Origin of the sequence: Marinobacterium rhizophilum (assembly GCF_024397915.1) — a bacterium.
GTDB lineage: Bacteria > Pseudomonadota > Gammaproteobacteria > Pseudomonadales > Balneatricaceae > Marinobacterium_A > Marinobacterium_A rhizophilum_A.
The window spans coordinates 2,522,933-2,546,596 of record NZ_CP073347.1 but is presented as its reverse complement, the minus strand read 5'-3'; the positions used below and the strand labels follow the sequence as shown (position 1 = coordinate 2,546,596).

The window sequence follows — 23,664 nt, the reverse complement described above, 5'->3', positions numbered from 1 at the left end:
AGTCCTCTTTCCCGGTAACCCGGTGCGCTTTGGTGCCGGCAGCTATTCTTGATAGCAGGAATATTGCTGCCCTGGAGGGGTTATCGCCATCCGGCTCAGGATGAGATCCGGTACTTTTTAATAACAATGAAAACTGGAGCATCAAGATGAAAAAATTCGCTGGCGCCATGCTGCTGTTGGGGTCTCTCTCCGCCACCACGGTACAGGCCGACAAGTGGCATATGCCGACACCCTACGCCGATGCCAACCTGCCGACGCAGATCGCGCGGGAATTCGCCGAGGAAATCAAAACCAATACCGCCGGCGAGCTCGATATTACCGTGCATTCGGGGGCCTCGCTGGTGAAGCATCCGGAAATTCCACGGGCGGTGAAAACCGGCCAGGTGCAGCTGGGCGAGGTCTTTATCGGCATCATGGGCAACAACCACCCGGTGTTCAAACACGACAATATTCCCTTTCTGGCCACCACCTTTGACGATGCGGAAAAGCTTTGGAAGGCCGCCCGGCCCGAGATCGAAAAGCAGCTGGACAAGGACGGCATGACCCTGCTCTATACCGTTGCCTGGCCGGCCCAGAGCCTGTATACCAAGGCGCCGGTAAACCGGCTGGAAGACCTCGGCGGCCTGAAAATGCGCGCCTATAGCCCATCGACCTCGCGCCTGGCAGACCTTATGCACACCACGCCCACCACCGTGCAGGTGCCGGAAATTCCCCAGGCCTTCAGCACCGGTATCATTGATGCCATGATCACCTCGCCCTCCACCGGCGTGAATGGCCAGGCCTGGGATTACCTGGAGCACTTCACCGATGTGCGTGCCTGGATTCCGAAAAACGTGGTGGTGGTCAACAAGCGTGCCTTCCGGCGGCTGGATGACAAAACGCGTCAGGTGATTCTCGATGCGGCGGCACGGGCCGAAAGCGAAGGCTGGAAGCGCGTGCGCGTGACGGCAGCCGAGGACACCAGAACCCTGGCCGAGAATGGCATCCAGGTGGCGGAGCCGTCCGCCGAGCTGATGGTGCAGCTGCAGGAAATCGGTGATGTCATGATCGGCGAATGGACCGCCGAAGCACCGGCCGAGGTCGAGGCGATTCTTACTCGCTATCGCCAGTAATCTTTCCGCCACGGGCCCCGTGCTTAGCGGGGCCTGTTCTGCGAGGCGCTTGTCATGCATTCACTGCGAGAAAAACTCTATCTGACATCGGGCTACCTGGCGGGCTTTTGCCTGGTCGCCATCATGCTCATTATCCTGGCCCAGATCGTCGGCCGGCTGCTGGGCTTTATCGTGCCCTCGGCGGAGGACTTTTCCGGTTACGCCCTGGCCGCGGCCACTTTTTTCGGCCTGGCCTACACCTTCCACGAAGGCGGGCATATCCGCGTCACCCTGGTGATACAGCGCTGCTCGCCCCGTGCGCGCTATCTGCAGGAACTGCTGGTGCTGCTGTTCGCCTTGCTGCTGGTGGGCTACATGACCTGGTACTGCATCTACATGGTGTGGGAGTCCTATGTGTTCGAGGAGGTCTCCTATGGTTACATTCCGGTGCCATTATGGATTCCGCAGGTGCCGCTGGCGCTGGGAATGCTGGCGCTTAACCTGGCAATTCTGGACAGCCTTGTCTGTGTCGTGAAAGGGCGGGTGCCGGCCTACCAGACCCATGAGAATGAACTCAGCCTGGAGGAAATCTGATGGATATGACGCTGCTATCGATCGTACTGGCCGTCAGCATGCTGGTGATGCTCGCCATGGGCGTCTGGGTTGCCCTGGCGCTCAGCGGTGTCGCGGTGCTGGGGCTGATGGTTTCTGGCAATGATCAGATCGGCCTGCTGTTCGCCACTTCCAGCTGGGGGGCCAGCACGTCCTGGTCCCTGACGGCGCTGCCGCTGTTTATCTGGATGGGGGAAGTGCTGTTTCGTACCCGCCTGTCCGAAGACCTGTTCAAGGGGCTGTCGCCCTGGCTCGGCGGCCTGCCGGGCAAATTGTTGCACGTGAATGTACTCAGCTGCGGCATCTTTGCCGCCGTCTCGGGCTCGTCCGCCGCCACGGCCGCCACCATTGGTCGCATGACCCTGCCGGAGCTCAAGGCCCAGGGCTACAGCGAGCGCATGGCCGTGGGAACCCTGGCCGGTTCCGGCACCCTGGGTTTGCTGATTCCGCCCTCCATAATCCTGATTGTTTACGGCGTGGCCGCAGAAGTGTCCATTGGACGGCTGTTTATCGCCGGCGCCCTGCCGGGCCTGCTGCTGATGGTGCTCTTCATGGGCTACACCATGGTGTGGGCATTGCTGCACAAGGATGAGTTGCCGAGCAATATCTCTGACCGCGTACCCTTTATCGACAAGTTGAAAGCGCTGAAACAGTTGCTGCCGATTGTCGGCCTGATCGGCTTCGTGCTGGGCTCCATTTATGGCGGCCTGACGACCCCCACGGAAGCGGCAGCGCTGGGCGTGTTCGGTTCCCTGTTTCTGGCCGGGGTGACCGGCAGCCTGGACCGGGAAAGCTTTCTCAGCAGCCTGCTGGGGGCGGTGAAGAGCTCCTGCATGATTGGACTGATCCTGGTCGGTGCACACTTTCTCACCCTGGCGATGGGCTTTCTGGGCATACCCAGTGCGCTGGCCCAGTGGATCGGTGACATGGCGCTGTCGCCAGTGGTGCTGCTGGTATCGCTGACGGTGCTGTTCGTGGTGCTGGGCTGCTTCCTGGATGGCATCTCGGTGGTGGTACTGACCGTGGCGGTGGTACTGCCCATGGTGCAACAGGCCAATATCGACCTGCTCTGGTTCGGTATCTATATCGTGCTGGTGGTGGAAATGTCCCAGATCACCCCGCCGGTGGGTTTTAACCTCTTCGTGATTCAGTCACTGACGGGCAAGGACATCCTCTACGTGGCCCGGGCGGCATTGCCGTTCTTCCTGCTGATCCTGTTTGCCATCGTGCTGATCAGCTGGTTTCCCGAGATCGTGACCTACCTGCCGACGACCATGTCGCAGCGCTAGGGCGGCTGAGCCGCAACGACAGCGCTGGCCTGGCCTGCGCTGTCACGATTCTTCTTCGCGTTTTTTATCGAGCCCTGGCCCGGCATGCGCTGCCGGGCAACGGCAGGGCTGTGCCTGGAGAAACTCAATGAAACTCAATTGTGACATGGGTGAAAGTTTTGGCAGCTGGGTGAAAGGCAATGATGCCCAGGTCATGCCCTTTGTCGACATGGCCAATATTGCCTGCGGTTTCCACGCAGCGGATCCGCTGACCATGGATAAAACCGTCAAGCTGGCGCAGGCCAGTGGCGTCAGCATCGGCGCCCATCCGGGCTACCCGGACCTGCTGGGCTTTGGCCGGCGCGACCTGCAGTGCTCGGCGGACGAGCTGCGCAGCCTGCTGGTGTACCAGATAGCGGCGCTGGACGGAATCTGTCGCATCAACGGTACCGCCATCGACTACGTGAAACCCCACGGCGCGCTCTACAACCGCATGGCGGTGGACGATGCGACCCTGGATGTCGTGATGCAGGCGGTCGTGGATTATGCCCCCCGCTGTCCGCTGGTGGTGATGGCGACGCCGGATGCCGAGCGCCTGCGCGAACGCGCCGCAGCACGGGGGCTGACCCTCTGGTTCGAGGCCTTTTCCGACCGTGCCTACGATGACCAGGGACGTCTTGCATCCCGGTCGCTGCCAGGTGCCGTGCATGCAGACTGCGAGGCGATCGAGCGCCAGGTGCTGCAGATGATCAACGAAGGCACAGTGACCTCTCTCAATGGTGTGCGCGTGCCAATCCAGGCCGACACCCTCTGCATTCACGGGGATAACCCGCTGGCATTGCAGGTGGTGCAGCGCCTGCGTGGCTGGGTGCAACGCTGATGCAGCTGCAGAACGCTAACGAAAACACCCTGCTGATCCGCTGTGGTGGGGAGGTCGGTGATGCTGGACGTGCGCAGCAGTGGGGCAGCGACCGTATTTCCTGGGATTTAGCCATGAAACTTGAAAGCGTTAATGAAAATACCCTGCTGCTGAACCTGGGTAACGAGATTGGCGACGCAGTGGCCGGGCGCGTGCGGCAGGTGCTGGATGTCATTCGCCGTGAACTGGCCGATGTGGTGATCGATCTGGTGCCGTCCTATACCTCGATCCTGCTGAGTTTCGATCTGCGCCGGATCGACCGCCTGGGCATGCAATCCAGGCTGGGAATATTGCTGCAGCAACTGGAGCGCGCCGAGGATACGCCGCCGGTGGCACGGGAGGTCGTGCTGCCGGTGTACTACGGCCCGGAGGTGGCCCTGGATATGGCGGAGATCTGCCAGCACCTGGGGTTGTCCGCCGACGAGGTTGTCGACCTGCACAGCCGTCTGAGCTACCGCGTCTACGCCATTGGCTTCAGCCCGGGTTTTGCCTTTCTGGGCAACACCGATCCGCGCCTGTGCATGCCGCGCAAGGCCACGCCACGGCTGAAAGTACCCAGTGGCAGCCTCGGTATTGCCGACAACCAGACCGCGATCTACCCGAGTGTCACGCCGGGTGGCTGGCAGCTTATCGGTCGCACCCCACGACCGATGATCGACTGGAACAGCGCCTCGCTGGCGCTGGTGGAAGTGGGTGACCGGGTGCGCTTCGAACCGGTATCCCGGGAGGATTATCTCAAGCTGGGAGGGCGCTTCGATGAGCTTTGAAGTCATAAATCCAGGCATTCTCACCCTGCTGCAGGACGCGGGCCGCTACGGCTATCAGCACCTGGGGGTTACCACCGGAGGCCCGATGGATGAGCATGCCTTTGCCTGGGCCAACCATCTGCTGGGTAACGCTGCGGGGTCTGCCCAGCTTGAAATCACCTATGGGCTGCTGCAGCTGCGCTGCCTGGCGGATACCTGTATTGCCCTCACCGGAGCGGACCTGGGGGCGCGCATCAATGGCGAGCCGCTGGCACCCTGGTCCACGAGGCGCGTGCGCAAGGGTGACGAGATCGCTTTTGCAACGCCGCTGTCGGGGCTGCGTGCCTACCTGGCGGTGCTGGGGGGCTTCCAGGCCGAGGTGCGCCTGGGCAGCTGCGCGACCGTCTGTCGCGAGGGGCTGGGCGGGGGAGACGGCGCCGGTGGCAAGCTCCGGGCCGGGGATATCCTGCGTTTCGAACCCAGCCGTGCGCTGATTGAGGCCCGTGTGCCCGCCTGGGCCATTCCGGACTACGACAGGCCGCTGGCACTGGGCGTGATGGCGGGCTATCAGCACGATGAGTTCGATATCGTGCAGCGCACGAAGTTCTATTCAGCCAGCTACAAGGTGAGCCAGAACATCGATCGCATGGGTTATCGTCTCAGTGGTGATGCGATTGCGCCAGCCCGTAACGGCATTATCTCCGAGGGCATCGCCTTTGGTGCCATACAGATTCCCAGCGACGGTCAGCCCATTGTGCTGCTCAGGGATCGCCAGACCATCGGCGGCTATCCCAAGATCGGCTGTATCAGCGCCCTGGGCGCGGCCCAGCTGGCCCAGCGCGGACCTGGATCGCAAGTGCATTTCCACCCCATGGACGTGTGCGAGGCGGAAGCCCAGCGCATGATTTTCAATCACCGCCTTTGTCTTTGACCGTTCCTACCGCCTTTAACACCTGACCATTATCGGGGCAGTGCATGAATCAAACTACGGATGCCAGTACCTCTGTGATGCCCGCTGCGGCGTCATCCATTATCGAAGCCGGGTTTAGCGACGCGGTGCCCGCTGAACAGGGTCTCAGCCTGCGGGTTACAGGGGCGGGGGCGCCCATGACCCTGTCCACGCTGCTGCCGATGATCGAGAACCTGGGCGTTGATGTGCTCAGTTCGGCCAGCAGCACCGAGGCTGAACGCTGGAGCCTGGAATTGCGCCTGCAAACCCGGTCGACCCAGCTGGCCCGCTGCACGGCGATGCAGCAGCAGTTTTGCAACACCCTGCTCGCGGTGGCCCGGGGCGACGCGGATAACGACGGCTTTAACAACCTGATTACGCTCTGTGGTCTGGACCTGCGCGGCTGCATCCTGCTGCGTGCTCTGGCGCGCTATCTGTTGCAGATCAAGCTGCCCTTCAGCCAGTCCTACATGCAGCACGCTCTGTGCCGCTACCCGCACCTCACCACGGCCATGGTGGCATTCTTCAGGCTCAAGTTCGATCCGCTGCAGCCGGTATCATCAGCTGACCTTGCACGGGCGCAGCAGGATGTACTGGCGCAGATCGAGGCGGTGGAGTCCGTGGACGATGACCGCATTTTCACGGCTTTTTTCGATGTGATCTGTGCCACGGTTCGAACCAGCTTCTTTCACCCCGCCGTGTGGGAAGAGCCTTCGCGCTGCCTGGCGTTCAAGCTGTTGCCTTCGCGTATTCGCAAAATGCCCAAACCGGTGCCGGCGTTCGAGATTTTCGTGTTCGGCCCCGAGGTGGAGGGGGTGCACCTGCGCGGTGGCAAGGTGTCCCGTGGCGGCCTGCGCTGGTCTGAACGCATGGAAGACTATCGCACCGAAGTGCTGGGGCTGGTCAAGGCGCAGATGGTCAAGAACGCGGTCATCGTGCCGACCGGTGCCAAGGGCGGTTTTATCTGCAAGTCGCTGCATCCTGGGCTGGAACCGTCGCAGCGGACCCAGCGGGTGCGCAGCGCCTATAGCGCCTTTATCCGCGCTCTGCTGGACCTGACCGACAACCGTATCGATGGCGAGGTATGCCCCCCCGGGCAGTTGGTGCGGTACGACGATGATGATGCCTATCTGGTGGTGGCGGCGGACAAGGGGACGGCGAGCTTCTCCGACCTGGCCAACGGCATTGCCGCCGAGTACGGTTTCTGGCTGGGGGATGCGTTCGCCTCCGGTGGCTCCCAGGGCTACGATCACAAGAAGATGGGCATTACTGCGCGCGGCGCCTGGGAATCCACAAGGCGGCTGTTCCGTGAGCTGGGGCGGGACACCCGGCGCGAGGCGTTCAGCGTGGCGGGTATTGGCGACATGTCCGGCGATGTGTTTGGCAACGGCATGCTGCTGTCCCGCCAGATTCATCTGCTGGCGGCCTTTAATCACCGGCATATCTTTATCGATCCGGTGCCGGATCCGGCGCTGTCTTTTACCGAGCGTGAGCGTTTGTTCCGGCTCGAAGGCTCGTCCTGGAGTGACTACGATCCGGCCCTGATATCCCCGGGCGGCGGTGTCTTTTCCCGCCAGAGCAAGGCGATTGCCCTGACCCCTGCCATCAGGCAGGCACTGGGCATCAGCGATGAGCTGCAGTTCATGAGCCCCGACGCGCTGATCGCAGCGATACTGCGCGCCCCGGTGGACCTGCTGTGGAACGGGGGTGTCGGCACCTACGTGCGCGCCAGCGACGAGACCGATCTGGATGTGGGGGATCGCATCAATGACAGCCTGCGCATCGAGGCCTCCGAGCTGCGGGCCCGGGTGGTGGTGGAGGGGGGAAACCTGGGGCTGACCCAGCGCGCGCGCATCGAGTTTGCCCGCCGTGGCGGCCTGATCAATACCGATGCCATCGACAACTCGGCCGGGGTCGACTGTTCCGATCACGAGGTCAATATCAAGATCCTGCTCGACCAGCGGGTACGCGCAGGACAAATGGAGCCGCAGGCCCGTGACCGGCTGCTCGAAGCCATGACCGACGAGGTGGCGGCGCTGGTGCTGCGCAACAACTATGCCCAGAGCAAGATGCTGAGCCAGTCAAGCCAGACGGCACCGGCCTTTGTCGCCAGGCACGCCCAGCTGATTGCGTTGCTGGAGCGGGAAGGGCGGCTGGACCGCCAGCTCGAATGCCTGCCGGATGACACCGAGATCGCCGCGCGCATCGCCCGCCAGGAAGGCCTGACCCGGCCGGAAATCGCCGTGCTGCTGGCCTACAGCAAGAGCCGGCTGTACGACACCCTGATCGACACTGACCTGATCACCGACCCGGTTATCGCCGAGTCTTTACTGCAGTACTTCCCGGCCCTGCTGCGGGACAACTACCGCGAGGACATTGAAAGTCACCCGCTGCGCAAGGAAATCCTCGCGGCCCAGCTGACCAACCAGGTGATCAACCGCATGGGGTCAAGCTTCTGCCTGCTGCTGCTCGAAGAGGTGAATACCGACTGCGCCCGCTGGCTACGTTCCTACACGGTGGCACGTGACGCCCTGGGCATTGCCGATCTTGCCCACGACATCGACGCGCTGGATGCCGGCAGCAGCAACCGGCAGCAAATGGAGTTGCAGCTGCGCATGCACCATCCGGTGGAAAAGGCGACCCGCTGGCTGCTGAAAAATGCCGACTGGTCTCTGGATACCGCGGCCATGGCGGCGCGCTTTCGGCATGCCATCGACAGCACCCGGCCCTTTGTTGATGCCGGGGTGGTCATGCCGCAGGATGTCTTTGTGGCGCTGGAAACCCGGGTGGGGCAGCTTGAACAGCTGTATGCCGGCTTCGATATTGGCGCCATTGCCGAGCAGGCCGCCTGCGACGTACCCGTGGCGGTGGCGGCCTGGTATTGCGTCAACGAGCAGCTGGAACTGAACTGGGTGCGGGGGGCGCTGGATGCATTGCCCGGGTTCGATCGCTGGCAGCGCCGCAGTCGGGAGGCGCTGGCCGAACGGCTGGATACCTCGCTGCGCCAAAGGGTACTGGCACTGGTACAGGCGAATCCCGATTGCGCCAGCCTTGCTGATTTTCGTGCGCGAACCGCTAGCTGCGACAGCTTAGACGGGCTGCGCGATGGCATCGCCGAAATTCGTTCACAGCCTGGGCAGCATCTGGCGATGATGCTGTGCCTGGTGAATCAGCTGGCCGCCTGAACACGGTGGTGGCTGCGGCTTGAGCCTCGCTAGCGCGATCATGTCGCTATGCTGCCCTGGCCGTGCGCTCACGGTGATCGAGGATGACCCGGTGTACAAAAGACAGCTTGTCGATGGCTTCGGGTGCCAGGATGAAGGGATAGAGGTCGGGCTGGCCCATGCTCTGGTTCAGGCTGTTGAGGGCATAGGTCACCGGCAGCCACTGTTCGATCAGCGGCTCAAAGTGCTGGCTGCGATAGGGGTCAAAGGGCACGCCGGTGCTCAGCTCCTCTGCTTTCTCCACCCGCGGTTTGACCCGCAGCCCAAAGGCGCGGGCGGTTTCCAGGGTATCGACAATGTGCAGGTAGTGGGCCCAGGTTTCGGCCCAGTCTTCCCAGGGGTGGCTGCTGGCATAGGTACTGACGAAGTGGTTCTGCCAGTCCGCCGGAGCCCCCGATTCGTAATGGGCCTGTAGCGATTTCGAATAGTCCTGGCTTTCGTCGCCAAACAGGGCGCGAAAGGGTTCCAGCCAGTCGCTGCCCAGTACCAGCCGGTCCCAGTAGTAATGCCCCGATTCATGTCGAAAGTGCCCAAGCAGGGTGCGGTAGGGCTCGGCCATCTGCTGGCGCATATCCTCGCGCACGGCATCATCCGCTTCGGCGATATTGAGCGTAATCAGGCCGGCGGCATGGCCGGTCAGTACCCGTTCGCTGTCTTCCTGGAACGCCTTGGCAGGGGCGTCCGACAGAAACGCAAAGGCGAGGCCTTGGGCATCGGGCTCGGGTTTGGGCTCAAGCGGCAGGTTGAGGCGCATCAGGCTGAACACCAGGCGGCGTTTTTCCGCCTCCAGCCGGTGCCAGAGCGTCTTGTTGCCCTCCACGCCAAGATCCGGAATGGTCTGGGTCAGACGGCAGGCCACGCAGTACTTGTGGGGGTCTGCTTCGGCAATCATCCAGTTGCAGAGGTTGTGCTCGCTGTAGTTGGCGCATTTTCGATAGCGGGGACTGTCGGCGTCGGCGCCCGCACTTATCCAGCACTCGCCGCTGCTGTCCAGCGCAGACAGCTGCATCCTGTCGGGCAGGAAACCGAGCTCGTGCTGGCAGCGAATGCAGCTGAAATTGTCGAAGTAGAGGGTCTGGCCACAGTGTTCGCAGGTGAATAGTTTCATGGCGGGCTCCGAATTTGCTGACAGTGTAGTCCTGCGGCGGCATTTGCCATAGCTTTCACCGTGCCGGCAAGAGGAAATGCCGGCGAAGTCGTGTATTATTTCCCGTCGGGTTCGGCACCAGGCACGGGTCGGCGCTTTGTGATCGCTGCGCCGACAGCCTGGGTCGAATCGGCTGAACAGGTTTAACAGAATCAACGGGTGGGTTCGATATGCTGCTGATGATCGACAACTACGACAGTTTTACCTACAACGTCGTGCAGTATCTGGGTGAGCTGGGCGCCGATGTTCGGGTGTTTCGCAATGACGAAATCACCCTGGAACAGATTGAAGCCCTGAACCCCGAGCAGCTGGTGGTATCGCCGGGTCCCTGTACGCCCAACGAGGCCGGGGTTTCGGTGGCGGCGATCGAGCACTTTGCCGGCAAATTGCCCGTTTTCGGGATCTGCCTGGGCCATCAGAGCATCGGCCAGGCCTTTGGCGGGCGCATTGTACGTGCCAAGCAGGTCATGCATGGCAAAACCTCCATGGTGTATCACAACGACAGCGGTGTGTTCGAAGGCCTTGCCAACCCGGTGGAAGTGACCCGTTACCACTCGCTGGTGATCGAGCAGGCCACTTTGCCTGATTGCCTGGAAGTGACCGCCTGGACCCAGAATGCGGATGGCAGCATCGATGAAATCATGGGTGTGCGGCATCGCAGCCTGGATATCGAAGGCGTTCAGTTCCACCCCGAATCCATTTTGACGCAGCAGGGCCATGAACTGCTGGCCAACTTTCTCAAGCGTCGCCGTCCACAGGCCGCCTAAGGAGAAGTCATGAACATTCAACAAGCCATCGCCAAGGTGGTTGACCATCTGGACCTGTCGCGCGGCGAAATGACCGAAGTCATGCAGCAGGTGATGACCGGGCAGTGCACCGAAGCCCAGATCGCCGGCTTTCTGGTGGCGCTGCGCATGAAAAGTGAATCCATCGATGAAATTACCGGTGCCGCCCAGGTCATGCGTGATCTGTCGACGCCGGTGCATATCAATGCAGGTCCCCTGGTGGATATCGTCGGCACGGGGGGCGATGGTGCCAACCTGTTCAATATTTCCAGCGCCAGCGCCTTTGTGACCGCAGCCGCCGGCGCCTTTGTCGCCAAGCACGGCAACCGCGCGGTGTCCTCGTCCAGTGGCAGCGCCGACCTGCTGGAGGCCTGCGGCGTTGATCTGACCCTGAGTGCCGCCGGCGTGGCGCGTTGCGTGGAGCAGGTCGGGGTCGGCTTCATGTTCGCCCCGAGCCATCACGGTGCCATGAAGCACGCCATCGGCCCGCGGCGCCAGCTGGGCATCCGCACCCTGTTCAATATCCTCGGGCCCATGACCAACCCGGCCGGCGTCAAGCGCCTGCTGATCGGTGTATTCAGCGACTCCCTGTGTCGTCCCATGGCCGAGGTCATGCGCGAGCTCGGCGGCGAGCACGTGATGGTGGTGCATGCCCACGATGGTCTGGATGAAATCAGCCTGGCGACCCACACCCATGTGGCGGAGCTGAAAGACGGCGTGGTCACGGAATACAGCCTGAGTCCGGAAGATGTCGGTATCGAAAGCCAGAGCCTGATCGGGCTGGAGGTCAGCAGCTCGGCGGACTCCCTGCGCCTGATCATGGAGGCTTTCAAAAACGCTAATAACACCGCGGCACGCAAGGCCTGCAACATTATCGCGCTCAATGCCGGCGCCGCTATCTACCTGTCGGGTGTGGCGGCGACCCTGGCAGAGGGCGTGGTTTTGGCGCGCCAGCAGCTGGAAAACGGCGCGGCGCTGGAAAAAATGGAACAGTTGGCGGCCTTTAGTCAGCGGCTGGCGCAGGAGCAGGCATGAGCAACGATACTCCCACGGTTCTGAAGAAAATTCTGGCGCGCAAGGCCGAAGAAGTCAGTGAGCGCTCGGCCCGGGTGTCGATCAGCGATCTCAAACAACGCATCGCCGATCAGCAGGGCTCAGACACGGACCCCCGTGGTTTTGTCGATAGCATGGCGCGCAGCATTGCCGCCGGGCGCTCGGGGGTGATTGCCGAGGTGAAGAAGGCCAGTCCGTCCAAGGGGCTGCTGCGAGATCCCTTTGTACCCGCCGATATTGCCCGCTCCTATGAGCGTGGTGGCGCCAGCTGCCTGTCGGTACTCACTGACCGGGATTACTTCCAGGGCTGCGAGGCCTATCTGCAGCAGGCGCGTGCCGCCTGCAGTCTGCCGGTGATCCGCAAGGACTTTATTGTCGACCCCTACCAGGTGTATGAAGCCCGCGCCATCGGCGCGGACTGCATCCTGCTGATCGTGGCGGCACTGCAGGATCGACAGATGGCGGACCTCAATGCGCTGGCGCTGGAGCTGGGCATGGATGTGCTGGTTGAGGTGCATGACGGGGCGGAGCTGGAACGCTCCCTGGGGCTTGGTAACCGCCTGGTGGGTATCAATAACCGCAACCTTCACACCTTTGAAGTCTCGCTGAACAACACCCTAGAACTGCTGGATCAGGTGCCGGATGACCGTATCGTCGTCACCGAAAGCGCCATTGCGGGCCCGGCGGATGTGGCCCTGATGCGCCAGCACGGTGTGCATGGCTTCCTGGTGGGTGAAACCTTTATGCGTGCCGAAGACCCGGGTCTGAAGCTGGCTGAACTGTTTGATTGATAAGGAACTGCAACGATGACCATGAGTGCCAAGGTTCAGTGGGCCGGAGATGACCGCTTCAGGGCGACCACCGCTTCGGGTTTTGACGTGATGATCGATCGTGACCTCAAGGAAGGTCCGCGGCCGATGGAACTGCTGCTGGCCAGCCTGGGTAGCTGCAGCAGCGTCGATGTCGTGGCTATCCTGCGCAAGAGCCGCCAGGATATCAGCGAATGCGTGGTGGAAATCGAGGCGCAGCGTGCCGATGCCGTGCCTGCCGTGTTTACGGCCATTCACCTCAAGTTCGTGGTAACCGGCCGCAAGCTCAAGGAAGCCCACGTCAAGCGTGCGGTTCAGCTGTCGGCGGAGCAGTACTGCTCGGTGTCGCTGATGCTGGAAAAAGGTGGCGTCAAGATGAGCCACAGCTACGAAATCATCGAACTCGACGCTTAAGGCAGCAGGGGCAAGGTTTAAAGCCGTAAGCCGTAAGCTTACGGCCTAAAGCTTACAGCTGTATTGCGTCTGCTGTGGGATGGGCGTATAGTTTCGCGTCCATTTGTACTTCATTAACCTCCTTGCTTTCGCGTGCAGCTACAGGTTTTCCTGCCAGCGCCCGTCGAAGGCTGTAAAACCGAAAGGAGTTCCAATGCGTCACTATGAAATCGTATTTCTGGTTCACCCGAACCAGAGCGAGCAGGTTCCTGCGATGGTTGAGCGTTACACCGGCGTTATCGAAGGTGCTGACGGCAAGATCCACCGCATGGAAGATTGGGGCCGTCGTCAGCTGGCTTACCCGATCAACAATGCTCACAAAGCCCACTACATTCTGATGAACGTAGAATGCAGCCAGGAAGTTCTGGACGAGCTGGAAAACATGTTCCGTTACAACGACGCCGTTCTGCGTAACATGTTCATCCGCCGTAAAGAAGCGATCACTGAAGTTTCTCCGATCAAAGCCGCCGAGTCCCGCGAAGAGCGCAAGCCGCGTCGTGAAGATTCCCGGCCGGAAAGGCAGGAAGAGAAACCGGCTGTAGCGACTGAAGAAGCTGCTGCCGAGTAACCCCACCTTTTATTTGATTGAGGAGAAATCCCATGGCTCGTTTTTTCCGTCGCCGCAAGTTCTGCCGTTTCACGGCAGAAGGTGTTAAAGAGATCGATTACAAAGATCTGGACGTCCTGAAAGGTTACATCACCGAAACAGGCAAGATCGTACCCAGCCGCATCACCGGCACCAAGGCGCGCTACCAGCGTCAGCTGGCGACTGCAATCAAGCGTGCGCGCTTTGTTGCTCTGCTGCCGTACACCGATAGCCACCTGTAAGCCGGGTTAATCGTCATGCGCAAGCTGGCTGAGCTGATAATGCGCGGCCGCTGGCAGGCGATACTGGTGGTGTTTATCGCCACCATGCTGCCGATGATGTACTGGATCAGTGCAGCGGCCGTCGGGCTGGTCACTCTTCGTCGAGGGCCGGCTGACGGTACCGGACTCCTGGCCTGGGGCTTGCTCCCGGCCGGAGCCTGGGGGCTGATCGGAGATCCGACTCCCGCCCTGGTTATCCTGGGTACTTTCGTACTTGCAGTGATACTCAGGCGGACCGTGTCCTGGGGCTACACCCTCGCGGTTTTGATACCCGTCGGTGTACTCGCCGGCATCGCTCTCGAGCAGATGCTGCACGAGGTCCTGGGGCAGCTGGTCGAAGTTGTGCAGGAACTGCTGGTGCAGTCGCAGGAGACTGTACCGGGCGCGGAGCTTGGCGCCGACTGGTGGTATCAGTTGTTCGCCGGTGGCCTGAGCGCCGCCCATGCCGCCATGATGCTGGCCAGCCTGGTGCTGGCGCGCTGGTGGCAGTCGGTTCTGTACAACCCCGGTGGATTCCGCGAGGAGTTTCACCGGTTGAGACTGAGCCCGACACTGTCACTGCTGATCATGGCGGTGCTGGCACTGGGGCCGCAGTTCGGTCTCGTAATGGTGCACTGGTTGCCATTACTGGTATTGCCGCTGGTGTTTGCCGGTCTGGCTCTGGTTCACGGCAGCGTGGCCAAACGGAAAGTGGGGGCGACCTGGCTGATCATGTTTTACATGGCAGTCGTGGTGCTGGGCCCTTACCTGATTACGATGCTGGTGTTGCTGGCTGTGATAGACAGCCTGGTCGATATCCGTCGACGCATACCGGCCAAGACTTAGTACTGCAATGACATTTGCAGAACAAAGAGGTTTACGAGATGGAAGTTATTCTGCTCGAAAAAGTAAGCAAGCTGGGTAACCTGGGTGACAAGGTTAACGTTAAAGCCGGTTTCGGCCGTAACTACCTGGTTCCTCAGGGCAAGGCTGTATCTGCTACTGAAAACAACGTTGCGAAGTTCGAAGAACGTCGTGCGGAACTGGAAGCTTCTGCTGCCGCCAAGCTGAGCGATGCTCAGGCGCGTGCTGCACAGCTGAACGAACTGGAACTGTCTGTTGTTGCCAAAGCTGGCGACGAAGGCAAGCTGTTCGGTTCCATCGGTACTCGCGATATCGCTGATGCGATTTCCGGTTCCGGTGTTGTTGTTCAGAAAAGTGAAGTTCGTCTGCCAGAAGGCGCTATCCGCACCACTGGCGAATTCGAAATCAACTTGCAGCTGCACGCTGAAGTGAATGCAACAATCAAGCTGAACGTTGTCGGCGAATAAACCCGCCTGACAATTTGTTTGCTGAAAAGGCACTGCGTAGAATACTGCGCGGTGCCTTTTGTGTTTCTGGGGTTGCTGTTGCAGACGCTTCCCTGCGGATATGCTGTTACAGGGCACCGATAGTTATTTCACTGTATTCGGCTTTTGGGTTAGACGATGGACTTTTCAGAACTGCGTGACGATGATCTGGCCAGTATCAAGCTGCCGCCGCACTCGCTGGAGGCGGAGCAGTCGGTACTCGGTGGCCTGATGCTGGACAACAGCAGTTGGGATACCGTATCCGAGGTGGTGACCGAGGATCTGTTCTACCGCCGCGATCATCGCATGATCTTCCGTACCATGGAAAAGCTGATCAACAACCATCAACCGGTGGATGTTGTGACGGTGTCCGAGGAGCTGGACAGCGCCGGCGACCTGGAAGCCTCCGGCGGGCTCGATTACCTGGTGACCCTGGCGCGCAACACGCCCAGTGCCTCGAATATCCGGGCGTATTCCGAGATCGTGCGAGACCGTGCGCTGTTGCGGCAGATGATCACGGTGTCGCAGGAAATTTCCGACAGTGCCTTCAACCCCGAGGGCATGGCGCCGGAGGATCTGCTCAACGATGCCGAGCGCAAGATCTTCCAGATTGCCGAGAGTCGGCCCAACCAGGGTGGCCCGGAGCCGGTCAACCCGTTGCTGAAAAAGGCCGTTGAGCGCATCGATACGCTGTTCAACAATGCCGAGGCGATGACCGGGGTATCCACCGGTTTCGATGATCTGGATGAGAGCACCACCGGTCTGCAGCCCTCCGACCTGATTATCGTGGCGGCGCGTCCGTCCATGGGCAAGACCACCTTCGCCATGAACCTGGTGGAAAACGCCCTGATGCTCAGCGGTCGTCCGGTGCTGGTGTTCAGCCTGGAAATGCCCGCCGACCAGCTGGTAACCCGTATGCTGTCGTCCCTGGGGCGCATCAACCAGACCAAGGTGCGTACCGGCCAGCTGGAAGAGGAAGACTGGCCGCGACTCACCACGGCGGTCAACATGCTGCGGGACAAACCACTCTATATTGACGATACGGCCGGTATTAGCCCCAACGAAATGCGTGCCCGGGCGCGGCGTATCAAGCGTGAACACGGTGACCTGGCCCTGATCATGATCGATTACCTGCAGCTGATGCAGATCAAGGGCACCAAGATGGAGAGCCGCACCCACGAGATTTCGGAAATCTCCCGCTCGCTGAAGGCGCTGGCCAAGGAGATGGAATGCCCGGTGGTGGCCCTGTCACAGCTCAATCGAAGCCTGGAGCAGCGCCCCAACAAGCGCCCGGTTAACTCGGACCTGCGTGAGTCCGGCGCCATCGAGCAGGACGCCGACGTCATCATGTTTATCTATCGTGATGAGGTTTATAACGAGGACAGCGAGCAGAAGGGAATAGCGGAAATCATTATCGGCAAGCAGCGTAACGGTCCTATCGGCACTGCGCGCCTGGCCTTTATCGGCAAGTACACCCGCTTTGAAAACCTGGCGCCGCATCACTATGAAGAGTACGGCGGCTTCGACGGCGGCTGACCCGCAGGGGCCGCGCCTCGCCCAGAGCGAGGCGCACGGTTATCAGGTGCTCTTCATCATGCGATCGCGGAATTTCTGCGGCACGGTCGTGACCTTGCGCTGCTCATAGTCAAAAAATACCATGCCGGTCTTGGCGTGGGCGACTTCTACCGCGGTCTGCTTGTTGCTTAGCAGGTAGTAGAAGTCACAGCCGTACTTGTTGAAATCGCTGATGCAGACATCGATTTGTAGCACGTCACCATGAAAACCCTCCGCCTTATAGATCACCGCCGAGTCGGTCATGATCATGCCGGCCCCCTCGACATTCAGTTCGCCATAATTGTATTGCGCCAGAAAGCGCACCCGGGCTTCGTGAATCAGCGAGACGATGGAGTCGTTGCTCAGGTGTCCGCCGTAATTGATATCACTGATGCGCACCGGCAGTTCGGTGGTGAAGGTAAAGTGCTGCGGCATGTCTATTTTGATACGTGGCATTGCTGTTCCCGCTACAGATCCATTACGCCAAAGCATAAAGAAAGCCGGGGTCAGGGTCGAGCGTGCAGGGCCGTTATCGGGCGCATTACCGCAATAAGGCAATTCCTGCGCCAGGGTATTCCTGTGCCAGCAGGCTGCAGGGGCCCTTGAATGAAAAAGGGGCCCGAACGGGCCCCTGGGTACACGAAAAATACGGTGTTACTGGGCGTTCAGTACCAGCTTGCCATCCTTGAGCGGAATGCTGCTGCCCGGGTTGTGATCCATGCGCACGCTGGCCACCTGGTCGCCGATGCGGTATTCGACATCGTAGCCAATCAGGTCCTGGCGGCTGTCGGTGACGGTGTTGCAAACCCGCTCGGTGGTGGTGTAGGTGTCTTTTTCCTGCAGGTTCTTCTGTACCTGGTTGCCGGCATAGCCACCGGCCGCGGCGCCTGCGATGGTGGCCAGTTTCTTGCCATTACCGCCGCCGACCTGCTTGCCCAGCAGGCCGCCTACGACGGCACCGACGACGGAACCGGCCACGCGGTTTTCATCCTTGACGGGTGCCTGGCGTGTCACGACGCGGTCTTCGCAGACTTCCCGCGGCACCTTGGTGGTCTTGTAGGCTTCGTTGACCTTGAGGACTTCGGCCTCGGTAGGGGCCGCGTTCATCATCTGGTAACCGGCGAAGCCGCCACCCGCCGTGACAAGGACGGCGCCGAGGACGGTACCTACCAGCATGGATTTGTTCATCGTTCTGCCTCCCAGGCAAGCGTTTGTCGGACTGCGCTCTGGTTATCTTTGACTGTAGTCAAGCATAGCGCAGGGCGCCTGTACCGCAGTTGAATGACCAGGCTGATGCGCCCGCAGGCCAGGCCGACTCAGCGGTAGGCCGCCAGCACGCGCACCATGGCACCGGTCAGGGTCGCCAGGTCCGCATCACTCATCACGTAGGGTGGCATCACGTACACCAGCTTGCCAAAGGGCCGGATCCAGATACCCTGTGCCACGAATTCCTTCTGGATCGTCACGGTATCGACCGGTGCTTTCATTTCCACCACGCCGATGGCACCCAGGCAGCGCACCTGGGCCACGCTCTCTAGCGCTGCTGCAGGGGCAAGGCCGGCCTTGAGGCCCCGTTCGATACGCTCGACATTGCCGGCCCAGTCGCCCTCTTGCAGCAACCGCAGGCTGGTTGCCGCCACAGCGCAGGCCAGCGGGTTGGCCATAAAGGTCGGGCCATGCATGAAGCAGCCGGCGCCGCCGGCGGAGATGGTTTCGCCAATATCGCTGCGTGTCAGGGTCGCGGCCAGGGTCATGTAGCCACCGGTCAGGGCCTTGCCGACGCAGAGAATATCCGGGGTAATGCCGGCGTGTTCACAGGCGAACAGCTTGCCGGTGCGGCCGAAGCCGGTGGCCACTTCGTCGGCAATCAGCAGTACCTGGTACTCGTCACACAGAGCACGGGCGCGCTTGAGGTATTCGGGGTGGTAGAAGCGCATGCCGCCGGCACCCTGCACGATGGGCTCCAGGATCAGTGCGGCAATATGACCATGCTGTTCGGCCAGCAGGGTTTCCAGCGGCGCGATATCGCTGTCATCCCAGTCGCCGTCGAACGGAATTTCGGGGCGCGGGGCGAAAAACTGTTTAGGCAGTACGCCGGTAAATATTTCGTGCATGCCTCCCACGGGGTCGCAGACCGACATGGCGCCAAAGGTATCACCGTGGTAGCCGTTGCGAATGGTCAGCAGGCGATGCTTGGCGGGAAGCCCCTTGGCATGCCAGTACTGGATGGCCATCTTGATCGCCACCTCTACTGCCACCGAGCCCGAGTCGGCGATAAACACCTTGTCGAGACCTTGCGGGGTCATCTCCACCAGGCGACGGGCCAGCTCGATGGCCGGCGTATGGGTGATGCCGCCGAACATCACGTGGCTCATGCGATCAATCTGGGCATGGGCGGCGGCGTTGAGTTCGGGGTGGCCGTAGCCGTGAATGACGGACCACCAGGACGCCATGCCGTCGATCAGCTCGCGGCCATCGGCCAGTTCCAGCCGCACCCCCCTGGCCGCCACCACCGGGTAGGCCGGCGGCGGGTTGATCATCGACGAGTAGGGGTGCCAGATATGCTGCTGGTCGAATACTATCTGTTCAGAGGTAATCTGTGGTGCGGGCATAAGAACTCCCTGTGAGTAAAAATTGATCGCTGTTGGGGCGCGTGTGTCCGGGGGGCGCAAGCGCGGCTCCGGCACGGCGGTGCGAGTCGGCGTCAGTCGCTGATCGGCTGGATCTCCAGCACCTGGATCTGCTCCTGGTCGATGCTCCAGCGAATATTCAGATCATGCAGGCGGATGCCGTAGACGCGTTGCGCCTGCTTTTTCTGGTACGCCGGGCGCGGATCACAGCGCAGCAGGTCTTCGATCTGGCGGCGCAGGGGTTGCTGGCGCCGGGCCTGGTAGTCGTCACAGCAGCGCTGTGACTGGGCGCTGAAATGCACCGGCAGGTCCAGCAGCTCGATGCGCTCGGCCAGCTCAAAGGTGGCACTGTCGATGCGGTCCGAATAGGGCAGGTAGGGCTTGATATCGAATATCGGCGTCTGGTCCAGCAGGTCGGCACCGCTGATGTCGAGCAGGACGCGATCGCCTTCAAAACGGATGCCGTCCAGGCGCACCGGCGAGAGGCCCAGGGGGTTGGGGCGAAACGGCGAGCGGGTAGCGAAGACGCCAATGCGCTGGTTGCCCCCCAGGCGCGGTGGCCGCACCGTTGGGCTCCAGCCCTTGTTGACGCATTCGCTGAACAGAAACAGCAACCAGATATGGCTGGCCATTTCGAGTCCGCGCACCGACTCGCGGTTGCCGTAGGGCGGCAGCAGTTCCAGCGTGGCACCGATGGAATGCACCAGGCCTGGCTGGCGTGGAATGCCGAACTTTTCCTTGTAGCCGCTGTGGATAAGTCCGATGGGCTGAAATTCAATGGGCTGCATCAGTCGTCTTCAAGGCATTAAAGCCCGGCAGTATAACAGGCAGGACCGGCGGTATCAGCGACTGAACACATCGTAGAACAGCTTGATCCCGGCCAGCATCAGAAAGCCGTAGCACAGGTGATAGAAAACGCGCTCGTTGATGCGGTGCTGCAGCCAGGCGCCGGTCAGCACGCCCACGGGGGCGAGCACGGCCAGTGCGGCGGAGGTGGTCAAGAGGTCGGTATTGAACTGGCCGAGCATGCCGTAGGGGATCAGCTTGATATAGTTGACGGCGGCGAAGAAGACGATGGTGGTGCCGATATAGGCCTGTTTTTCCAGCCGTAGTGGCAGCAGGTAGATATTCAGCGGGGCGCCGCCGGCGTGCACGCTAAAACTGGTGAAGCCCGACAGGGCACCCCAAAAGCTGCCGCGGGCAAGGTTCTGCTGCCGCGGCTGCTGGCTGCCTTTGCGCAGGTAATAGTTGAGCGTAAAACTGATGGCAATGGTGCCGACGATCAGGCGGATGTGATCATCGGTGAGGTAACGAAAACTCAGTGCACCCAGCACGATGCCCGCCAGGGCCGCAGGCAGCAGGGTTTTCAGGCAGCGGGCATCGCCCTTGCCACGGAATTTCCAGAGTCCGACCAGGTCCATCAGGCACAGGATCGGCAGCATGATGGCTGCGGCGGTCGTCGGCGGCACGGCCAGGGCCAGCAGGGGTACGGCGATCAGGCCCAGGCCCCCGCCCAGGCCACCCTTGGATATGCCCACGATCAGGACAGCCGGTATCGCAACCAGATAGAAATAAGGGTCCTGGATCATGGGTAGGTGCATCCGTTCAGCGGGCAGGAAGGGCGATTATCCTAAGGTCAGGCGCCCGGCCTTGTAAAGGCGCGGGCCCTGCTGTGTTGTCGGCCTGGTTTACGAATGCGATGCGGCAACGGCGGTATGGGCCGGGGTGCGGTGCTGCAGCGGGGTAATGCCGCTCCAGTAGCGCGACACCTTCTCGGCCTGTTCGGCCAGGCGGTGGATATGGCTCAGTGCATCCAGCAGCTGCACGGTATCCCCGGGCGACAGGCGCCGCTCGGTGGTTGCCAGCAGGATGGATGACTTGAGGTTCTGGTATTGGCGCTCCAGCTGGTGCAGCAGCAGGTGCGCACTGTCGGCGCCCCGGTCTGCGCTGTCGTCAATTTCGCAGGCATCGATCAGGGCGATGCTGGCCTTCTGGTAGTCGTGTACGTCGCGCCGGGTGGCCTCGTCGGCGATGACTTCAAAGCGGTCGTAATAGGCCGGCAGCAGGCACGACAGGCGGCTGACTTCATTGAGGTAGCGCACCAGCCGCAGGGCGGTGGGCAAAATGCCACTGACCTCGCTGCTGATATCGTTCTCGGCGATACGCTGGCAGAAGGCGCCAATCTTGCGGACCAGCTGATCGACGCCCTGCTGCTGGGCGCGCAGGCGGTTGTTATCACCATTGCTGGAGCTGATGGCCTCACGGGCCATGCGCGAGCAGATCTGGTCGAGCCGGGTCATTTCCTTGGCCATGGCTTCGATGGCCAGGGAGGGCATTTGCACCAGGGTGTCATCCAGGTAGCGGGGGCGCCCCTCGTTTTCTTCCTGGCTGCAGAAGCGGCGTTCCAGAATCGCGACCAGACGGTCAGTCAGGGGCCAGAGCAGGGCGACGCCGACCAGGTTGAACAGCGAATGGAACAGGGCCAGCAGTAATACCAGGTCAAAGCGCGCGGCATCGATATGATTGAGCCAGGGCGCCACGAGCAGCAGGATGCCCAGCCCGACGAGCCCCGTCAGCAGGTTGAACAGCACATGGGCGGCGGCGATGCGCTTGGCATTGGAGGTGGCGCCGATGACCGCCAGGATGGCGGTGGAGGTGGTGCCGACATTGGCGCCGATCACCATGGCGGCGGCGGCGGCCAGCGGGACGGCGCCGGAGGCGGTGAGGGACAGGGTAATGGCCAGTGCCGCGGCGGACGACTGCATCAGCAGCGTCAGCACGAAGCCGGCCAGCACGAACAGCAGCAGGCTGGCGCCGCTGTTGCCCAGGGCCGACAGGTCCAGGTGCTGCTCGAAGCCGGCAAAGGCGCCCTTGAGAAAGTCCAGGCCGATAAAAAAGACCCCGAACCCCGCCAGGGCAAAGCCGATATGGGCCAGGCGTCCGCCGCGCCCGGCCAGATGCAGCAGCATGCCCCCGCCTATCAGGGGGAGGGCCAGGGCGCTGATCTTGACCTTGAAACCGATCAGGGCGATCAGCCAGCCCACCATGGTGGTGCCGATGTTGCAGCCGTAAATGACCGATACCGATTGCGCCAGGGTGAGCAGGCCGGCGTTAACGAAGCCGATGGTGGCGATGGTGACGGCACCGGAGGATTGAACCAGGGCGGTGATAAAGGTGCCGGAGGCGAGCCCGCGCAGGCGCGAGCGGGTGGCGGTGCGAAGAATCTGCTTGAGGGACGAGCCCGCCGCCTTGCGCAGGCCCTGGGTCATCAGCAGCATGCCCAGCAGGAATAAACCGATACCGCCGACAAGGTCTCCAAACAGGGTGAGTTGCATGCATAGCCTCCTTACTGACTGAGGCTCGGTGTCTTCCAATCAGGCGCCCGAGGTACATTTAAGCGTAGGCGTGCTTTGGCGGTTGGTTCAAACGCTTTGTTGAAACTTCAGTGCTCACCGGGTGCTGGCGTGCGCGCCAGTACCCAGATATCCACGCGCCGGATGCCGGCACTTTTCAGTAACCGGCTGATTTCGTTCACGGTGGTGCCGGTGGTCATGACATCGTCGATCAGGGCGACATGGGTATAGGTCGGACCGTTCCACTGGAAGGCGCCCCGGAGGTTGCGGCGCCGCGCCTTGCCTCGCAACTCCATCTGGTGCGCGGTTTCGCGGGGTTTGCTGAGGCTGCCCAGGTCCGTTGCCAGCTCCAGCCGTTTTGCCAGACGGGTGGCCAGCAGAGCGGCCTGGTTGTAACCGCGCCGGCGCAGCCGGGGGGCGGCCAGTGGCACCGGGACCAGTACCTGGGGCCAGTCATCGCAGCGCTGCTGCAGATGATCGGCGAGGCTGTCGGCCAGCCAGCCCAGTTGTCCGGTCTGGCCCTGGTACTTGATCAGCGGGATCAGCTGGTTGAGGGGAAAGCGGTAGGCAAACGCAGCGACGGTGCGATCAAAGGCCGGCGGGCGTTTCTGGCAGTGGCCACAGGTGAGGCCCTCGACGCCTTCCAGTGGCAGCGCGCAACGAATGCAGGCAGGCGCGATGCGGGGCATGTCGCCCAGGCAGTCGCGACACAGGCCTCCCCGGGCCTGGGGATGTGCTCGGCACAGGTTGCATGATTGATTAAAAAATGACCATAAGTTTACTTCGTGTTTATGCATTGGTTGACAGATCCTTCTGTCAGTTTATTATGGCTGCCTGCTCTTCTCGTGGCGCCCGGTTGCGCCTGACTGAATTTTG

Annotated in this window: 24 protein-coding genes; 16 read left to right on the top strand and 8 right to left on the bottom strand. The window is 61.4% G+C overall.

What is annotated here, in order from left to right:
* The first annotated feature begins 146 nt into the window (after nt 1–146).
* The 7 genes from KDW95_RS11515 to KDW95_RS11485 all read left to right on the top strand — a co-directional run bounded on the left by KDW95_RS11515 (nt 147) and on the right by KDW95_RS11485 (nt 8,770).
* Nucleotides 147–1,112, top strand: coding sequence for a TRAP transporter substrate-binding protein (locus KDW95_RS11515; RefSeq protein ID WP_255856405.1), 966 nt, complete (start codon nt 147–149; stop codon nt 1,110–1,112).
* 54 nt (nt 1,113–1,166) lie between these two features.
* The gene (locus KDW95_RS11510) at nt 1,167–1,685 is read left to right on the top strand and encodes a TRAP transporter small permease (protein ID WP_255856404.1); all 519 of its coding nucleotides are present in this window, start codon (nt 1,167–1,169) and stop codon (nt 1,683–1,685) included.
* Nucleotides 1,685–2,992, top strand: coding sequence for a TRAP transporter large permease (locus KDW95_RS11505; protein ID WP_255856403.1), 1,308 nt, complete (start codon nt 1,685–1,687; stop codon nt 2,990–2,992). The genes KDW95_RS11510 and KDW95_RS11505 overlap by 1 nt, the downstream gene beginning before the upstream one ends.
* Nucleotides 2,993–3,119: 127 nt before the next feature.
* Complete coding sequence (locus KDW95_RS11500) at nt 3,120–3,851, top strand: 5-oxoprolinase subunit PxpA (RefSeq protein ID WP_255856402.1); 732 nt, start codon at nt 3,120–3,122, stop codon at nt 3,849–3,851.
* Nucleotides 3,851–4,657 carry a 5-oxoprolinase subunit PxpB gene (gene pxpB / locus KDW95_RS11495; RefSeq protein WP_255856401.1) on the top strand — a complete coding sequence of 269 codons (807 nt, stop codon included), beginning with the start codon at nt 3,851–3,853 and terminating at the stop codon, nt 4,655–4,657. Before KDW95_RS11500 ends, pxpB begins: the two co-directional genes overlap by 1 nt.
* Complete coding sequence (locus KDW95_RS11490) at nt 4,647–5,567, top strand: biotin-dependent carboxyltransferase family protein (protein WP_255856400.1); 921 nt, start codon at nt 4,647–4,649, stop codon at nt 5,565–5,567. The genes pxpB and KDW95_RS11490 overlap by 11 nt, the downstream gene beginning before the upstream one ends.
* A gap of 44 nt (nt 5,568–5,611) precedes the next feature.
* The gene (locus KDW95_RS11485; protein WP_255856399.1) at nt 5,612–8,770 is read left to right on the top strand and encodes an NAD-glutamate dehydrogenase domain-containing protein; all 3,159 of its coding nucleotides are present in this window, start codon (nt 5,612–5,614) and stop codon (nt 8,768–8,770) included.
* Nucleotides 8,771–8,816: 46 nt separating this feature from the next.
* Here the strand turns inward: KDW95_RS11485 and KDW95_RS11480 are convergent, their stop codons facing one another.
* Complete coding sequence (locus tag KDW95_RS11480) at nt 8,817–9,917, bottom strand: zinc-binding metallopeptidase family protein (protein ID WP_255856398.1); 1,101 nt, start codon at nt 9,915–9,917, stop codon at nt 8,817–8,819.
* A gap of 209 nt (nt 9,918–10,126) precedes the next feature.
* Here KDW95_RS11480 and KDW95_RS11475 point away from each other — a divergent pair, with 209 nt between their 5' ends.
* The 9 genes from KDW95_RS11475 to dnaB all read left to right on the top strand — a co-directional run bounded on the left by KDW95_RS11475 (nt 10,127) and on the right by dnaB (nt 16,787).
* Complete coding sequence (locus tag KDW95_RS11475) at nt 10,127–10,723, top strand: anthranilate synthase component II (protein ID WP_255856397.1); 597 nt, start codon at nt 10,127–10,129, stop codon at nt 10,721–10,723.
* 9 nt (nt 10,724–10,732) lie between these two features.
* The gene (gene trpD / locus KDW95_RS11470; RefSeq protein WP_255856396.1) at nt 10,733–11,776 is read left to right on the top strand and encodes an anthranilate phosphoribosyltransferase; all 1,044 of its coding nucleotides are present in this window, start codon (nt 10,733–10,735) and stop codon (nt 11,774–11,776) included.
* Entirely contained in the window at nt 11,773–12,585 is an 813-nt protein-coding gene (gene trpC, locus KDW95_RS11465) for an indole-3-glycerol phosphate synthase TrpC (RefSeq protein WP_255856395.1), read from the top strand. The genes trpD and trpC overlap by 4 nt, the downstream gene beginning before the upstream one ends.
* A gap of 15 nt (nt 12,586–12,600) precedes the next feature.
* Nucleotides 12,601–13,017: an OsmC family protein gene (locus KDW95_RS11460; RefSeq protein ID WP_255856394.1), complete on the top strand. Its 417-nt coding sequence runs from the start codon at nt 12,601–12,603 to the stop codon at nt 13,015–13,017.
* A 193-nt stretch (nt 13,018–13,210) separates the two neighbouring features.
* Nucleotides 13,211–13,624 (top strand): 30S ribosomal protein S6, encoded by a 414-nt coding sequence (gene rpsF, locus KDW95_RS11455; protein ID WP_255856393.1) that lies wholly within the window; start codon nt 13,211–13,213, stop codon nt 13,622–13,624.
* A gap of 32 nt (nt 13,625–13,656) precedes the next feature.
* Entirely contained in the window at nt 13,657–13,884 is a 228-nt protein-coding gene (gene rpsR / locus KDW95_RS11450; protein ID WP_255856392.1) for a 30S ribosomal protein S18, read from the top strand.
* Nucleotides 13,885–13,899: 15 nt separating this feature from the next.
* Nucleotides 13,900–14,748 (top strand): hypothetical protein, encoded by an 849-nt coding sequence (locus tag KDW95_RS11445; protein WP_255856391.1) that lies wholly within the window; start codon nt 13,900–13,902, stop codon nt 14,746–14,748.
* Between the two features lie 38 nt (nt 14,749–14,786).
* Nucleotides 14,787–15,233 (top strand): 50S ribosomal protein L9, encoded by a 447-nt coding sequence (gene rplI, locus KDW95_RS11440; RefSeq protein WP_067298871.1) that lies wholly within the window; start codon nt 14,787–14,789, stop codon nt 15,231–15,233.
* Between the two features lie 156 nt (nt 15,234–15,389).
* Nucleotides 15,390–16,787 (top strand): replicative DNA helicase, encoded by a 1,398-nt coding sequence (dnaB, locus tag KDW95_RS11435; RefSeq protein ID WP_255856390.1) that lies wholly within the window; start codon nt 15,390–15,392, stop codon nt 16,785–16,787.
* Nucleotides 16,788–16,829: 42 nt separating this feature from the next.
* On the opposite strand, the gene KDW95_RS11430 is transcribed toward dnaB, so the two are convergent.
* From KDW95_RS11430 to KDW95_RS11400, 7 genes are all read right to left on the bottom strand, one after another.
* Nucleotides 16,830–17,261 (bottom strand): acyl-CoA thioesterase, encoded by a 432-nt coding sequence (locus KDW95_RS11430; RefSeq protein WP_255856389.1) that lies wholly within the window; start codon nt 17,259–17,261, stop codon nt 16,830–16,832.
* A gap of 198 nt (nt 17,262–17,459) precedes the next feature.
* Entirely contained in the window at nt 17,460–17,993 is a 534-nt protein-coding gene (locus tag KDW95_RS11425) for a glycine zipper 2TM domain-containing protein (RefSeq protein ID WP_255856388.1), read from the bottom strand.
* Between the two features lie 128 nt (nt 17,994–18,121).
* Nucleotides 18,122–19,417, bottom strand: coding sequence for an adenosylmethionine--8-amino-7-oxononanoate transaminase (gene bioA / locus KDW95_RS11420; protein ID WP_255856387.1), 1,296 nt, complete (start codon nt 19,415–19,417; stop codon nt 18,122–18,124).
* Nucleotides 19,418–19,509: 92 nt separating this feature from the next.
* Nucleotides 19,510–20,223: a tRNA (N6-threonylcarbamoyladenosine(37)-N6)-methyltransferase TrmO gene (gene tsaA / locus KDW95_RS11415; protein WP_255856386.1), complete on the bottom strand. Its 714-nt coding sequence runs from the start codon at nt 20,221–20,223 to the stop codon at nt 19,510–19,512.
* Between the two features lie 54 nt (nt 20,224–20,277).
* Nucleotides 20,278–21,024, bottom strand: coding sequence for a sulfite exporter TauE/SafE family protein (locus tag KDW95_RS11410; RefSeq protein ID WP_255856385.1), 747 nt, complete (start codon nt 21,022–21,024; stop codon nt 20,278–20,280).
* Nucleotides 21,025–21,123: 99 nt separating this feature from the next.
* Nucleotides 21,124–22,770 (bottom strand): Na/Pi cotransporter family protein, encoded by a 1,647-nt coding sequence (locus tag KDW95_RS11405; protein WP_255856384.1) that lies wholly within the window; start codon nt 22,768–22,770, stop codon nt 21,124–21,126.
* Nucleotides 22,771–22,877: 107 nt separating this feature from the next.
* Complete coding sequence (locus KDW95_RS11400; RefSeq protein ID WP_255856383.1) at nt 22,878–23,585, bottom strand: ComF family protein; 708 nt, start codon at nt 23,583–23,585, stop codon at nt 22,878–22,880.
* Between the last annotated feature and the right edge of the window lie 79 nt (nt 23,586–23,664).

Coding starts and splice junctions, on each gene's coding strand:
- KDW95_RS11515 (WP_255856405.1), top strand. CDS start 147: ATGAAAAAATTCGCTGGCGCCATGCTGCTGTTGGGGTCTCTCTCCGCC.
- KDW95_RS11510 (WP_255856404.1), top strand. CDS start 1,167: ATGCATTCACTGCGAGAAAAACTCTATCTGACATCGGGCTACCTGGCG.
- KDW95_RS11505 (WP_255856403.1), top strand. CDS start 1,685: ATGGATATGACGCTGCTATCGATCGTACTGGCCGTCAGCATGCTGGTG.
- KDW95_RS11500 (WP_255856402.1), top strand. CDS start 3,120: ATGAAACTCAATTGTGACATGGGTGAAAGTTTTGGCAGCTGGGTGAAA.
- pxpB (WP_255856401.1), top strand. CDS start 3,851: ATGCAGCTGCAGAACGCTAACGAAAACACCCTGCTGATCCGCTGTGGT.
- KDW95_RS11490 (WP_255856400.1), top strand. CDS start 4,647: ATGAGCTTTGAAGTCATAAATCCAGGCATTCTCACCCTGCTGCAGGAC.
- KDW95_RS11485 (WP_255856399.1), top strand. CDS start 5,612: ATGAATCAAACTACGGATGCCAGTACCTCTGTGATGCCCGCTGCGGCG.
- KDW95_RS11480 (WP_255856398.1), bottom strand. CDS start 9,917: ATGAAACTATTCACCTGCGAACACTGTGGCCAGACCCTCTACTTCGAC.
- KDW95_RS11475 (WP_255856397.1), top strand. CDS start 10,127: ATGCTGCTGATGATCGACAACTACGACAGTTTTACCTACAACGTCGTG.
- trpD (WP_255856396.1), top strand. CDS start 10,733: ATGAACATTCAACAAGCCATCGCCAAGGTGGTTGACCATCTGGACCTG.
- trpC (WP_255856395.1), top strand. CDS start 11,773: ATGAGCAACGATACTCCCACGGTTCTGAAGAAAATTCTGGCGCGCAAG.
- KDW95_RS11460 (WP_255856394.1), top strand. CDS start 12,601: ATGACCATGAGTGCCAAGGTTCAGTGGGCCGGAGATGACCGCTTCAGG.
- rpsF (WP_255856393.1), top strand. CDS start 13,211: ATGCGTCACTATGAAATCGTATTTCTGGTTCACCCGAACCAGAGCGAG.
- rpsR (WP_255856392.1), top strand. CDS start 13,657: ATGGCTCGTTTTTTCCGTCGCCGCAAGTTCTGCCGTTTCACGGCAGAA.
- KDW95_RS11445 (WP_255856391.1), top strand. CDS start 13,900: ATGCGCAAGCTGGCTGAGCTGATAATGCGCGGCCGCTGGCAGGCGATA.
- rplI (WP_067298871.1), top strand. CDS start 14,787: ATGGAAGTTATTCTGCTCGAAAAAGTAAGCAAGCTGGGTAACCTGGGT.
- dnaB (WP_255856390.1), top strand. CDS start 15,390: ATGGACTTTTCAGAACTGCGTGACGATGATCTGGCCAGTATCAAGCTG.
- KDW95_RS11430 (WP_255856389.1), bottom strand. CDS start 17,261: ATGCCACGTATCAAAATAGACATGCCGCAGCACTTTACCTTCACCACC.
- KDW95_RS11425 (WP_255856388.1), bottom strand. CDS start 17,993: ATGAACAAATCCATGCTGGTAGGTACCGTCCTCGGCGCCGTCCTTGTC.
- bioA (WP_255856387.1), bottom strand. CDS start 19,417: ATGCCCGCACCACAGATTACCTCTGAACAGATAGTATTCGACCAGCAG.
- tsaA (WP_255856386.1), bottom strand. CDS start 20,223: ATGCAGCCCATTGAATTTCAGCCCATCGGACTTATCCACAGCGGCTAC.
- KDW95_RS11410 (WP_255856385.1), bottom strand. CDS start 21,024: ATGATCCAGGACCCTTATTTCTATCTGGTTGCGATACCGGCTGTCCTG.
- KDW95_RS11405 (WP_255856384.1), bottom strand. CDS start 22,770: ATGCAACTCACCCTGTTTGGAGACCTTGTCGGCGGTATCGGTTTATTC.
- KDW95_RS11400 (WP_255856383.1), bottom strand. CDS start 23,585: ATGCATAAACACGAAGTAAACTTATGGTCATTTTTTAATCAATCATGC.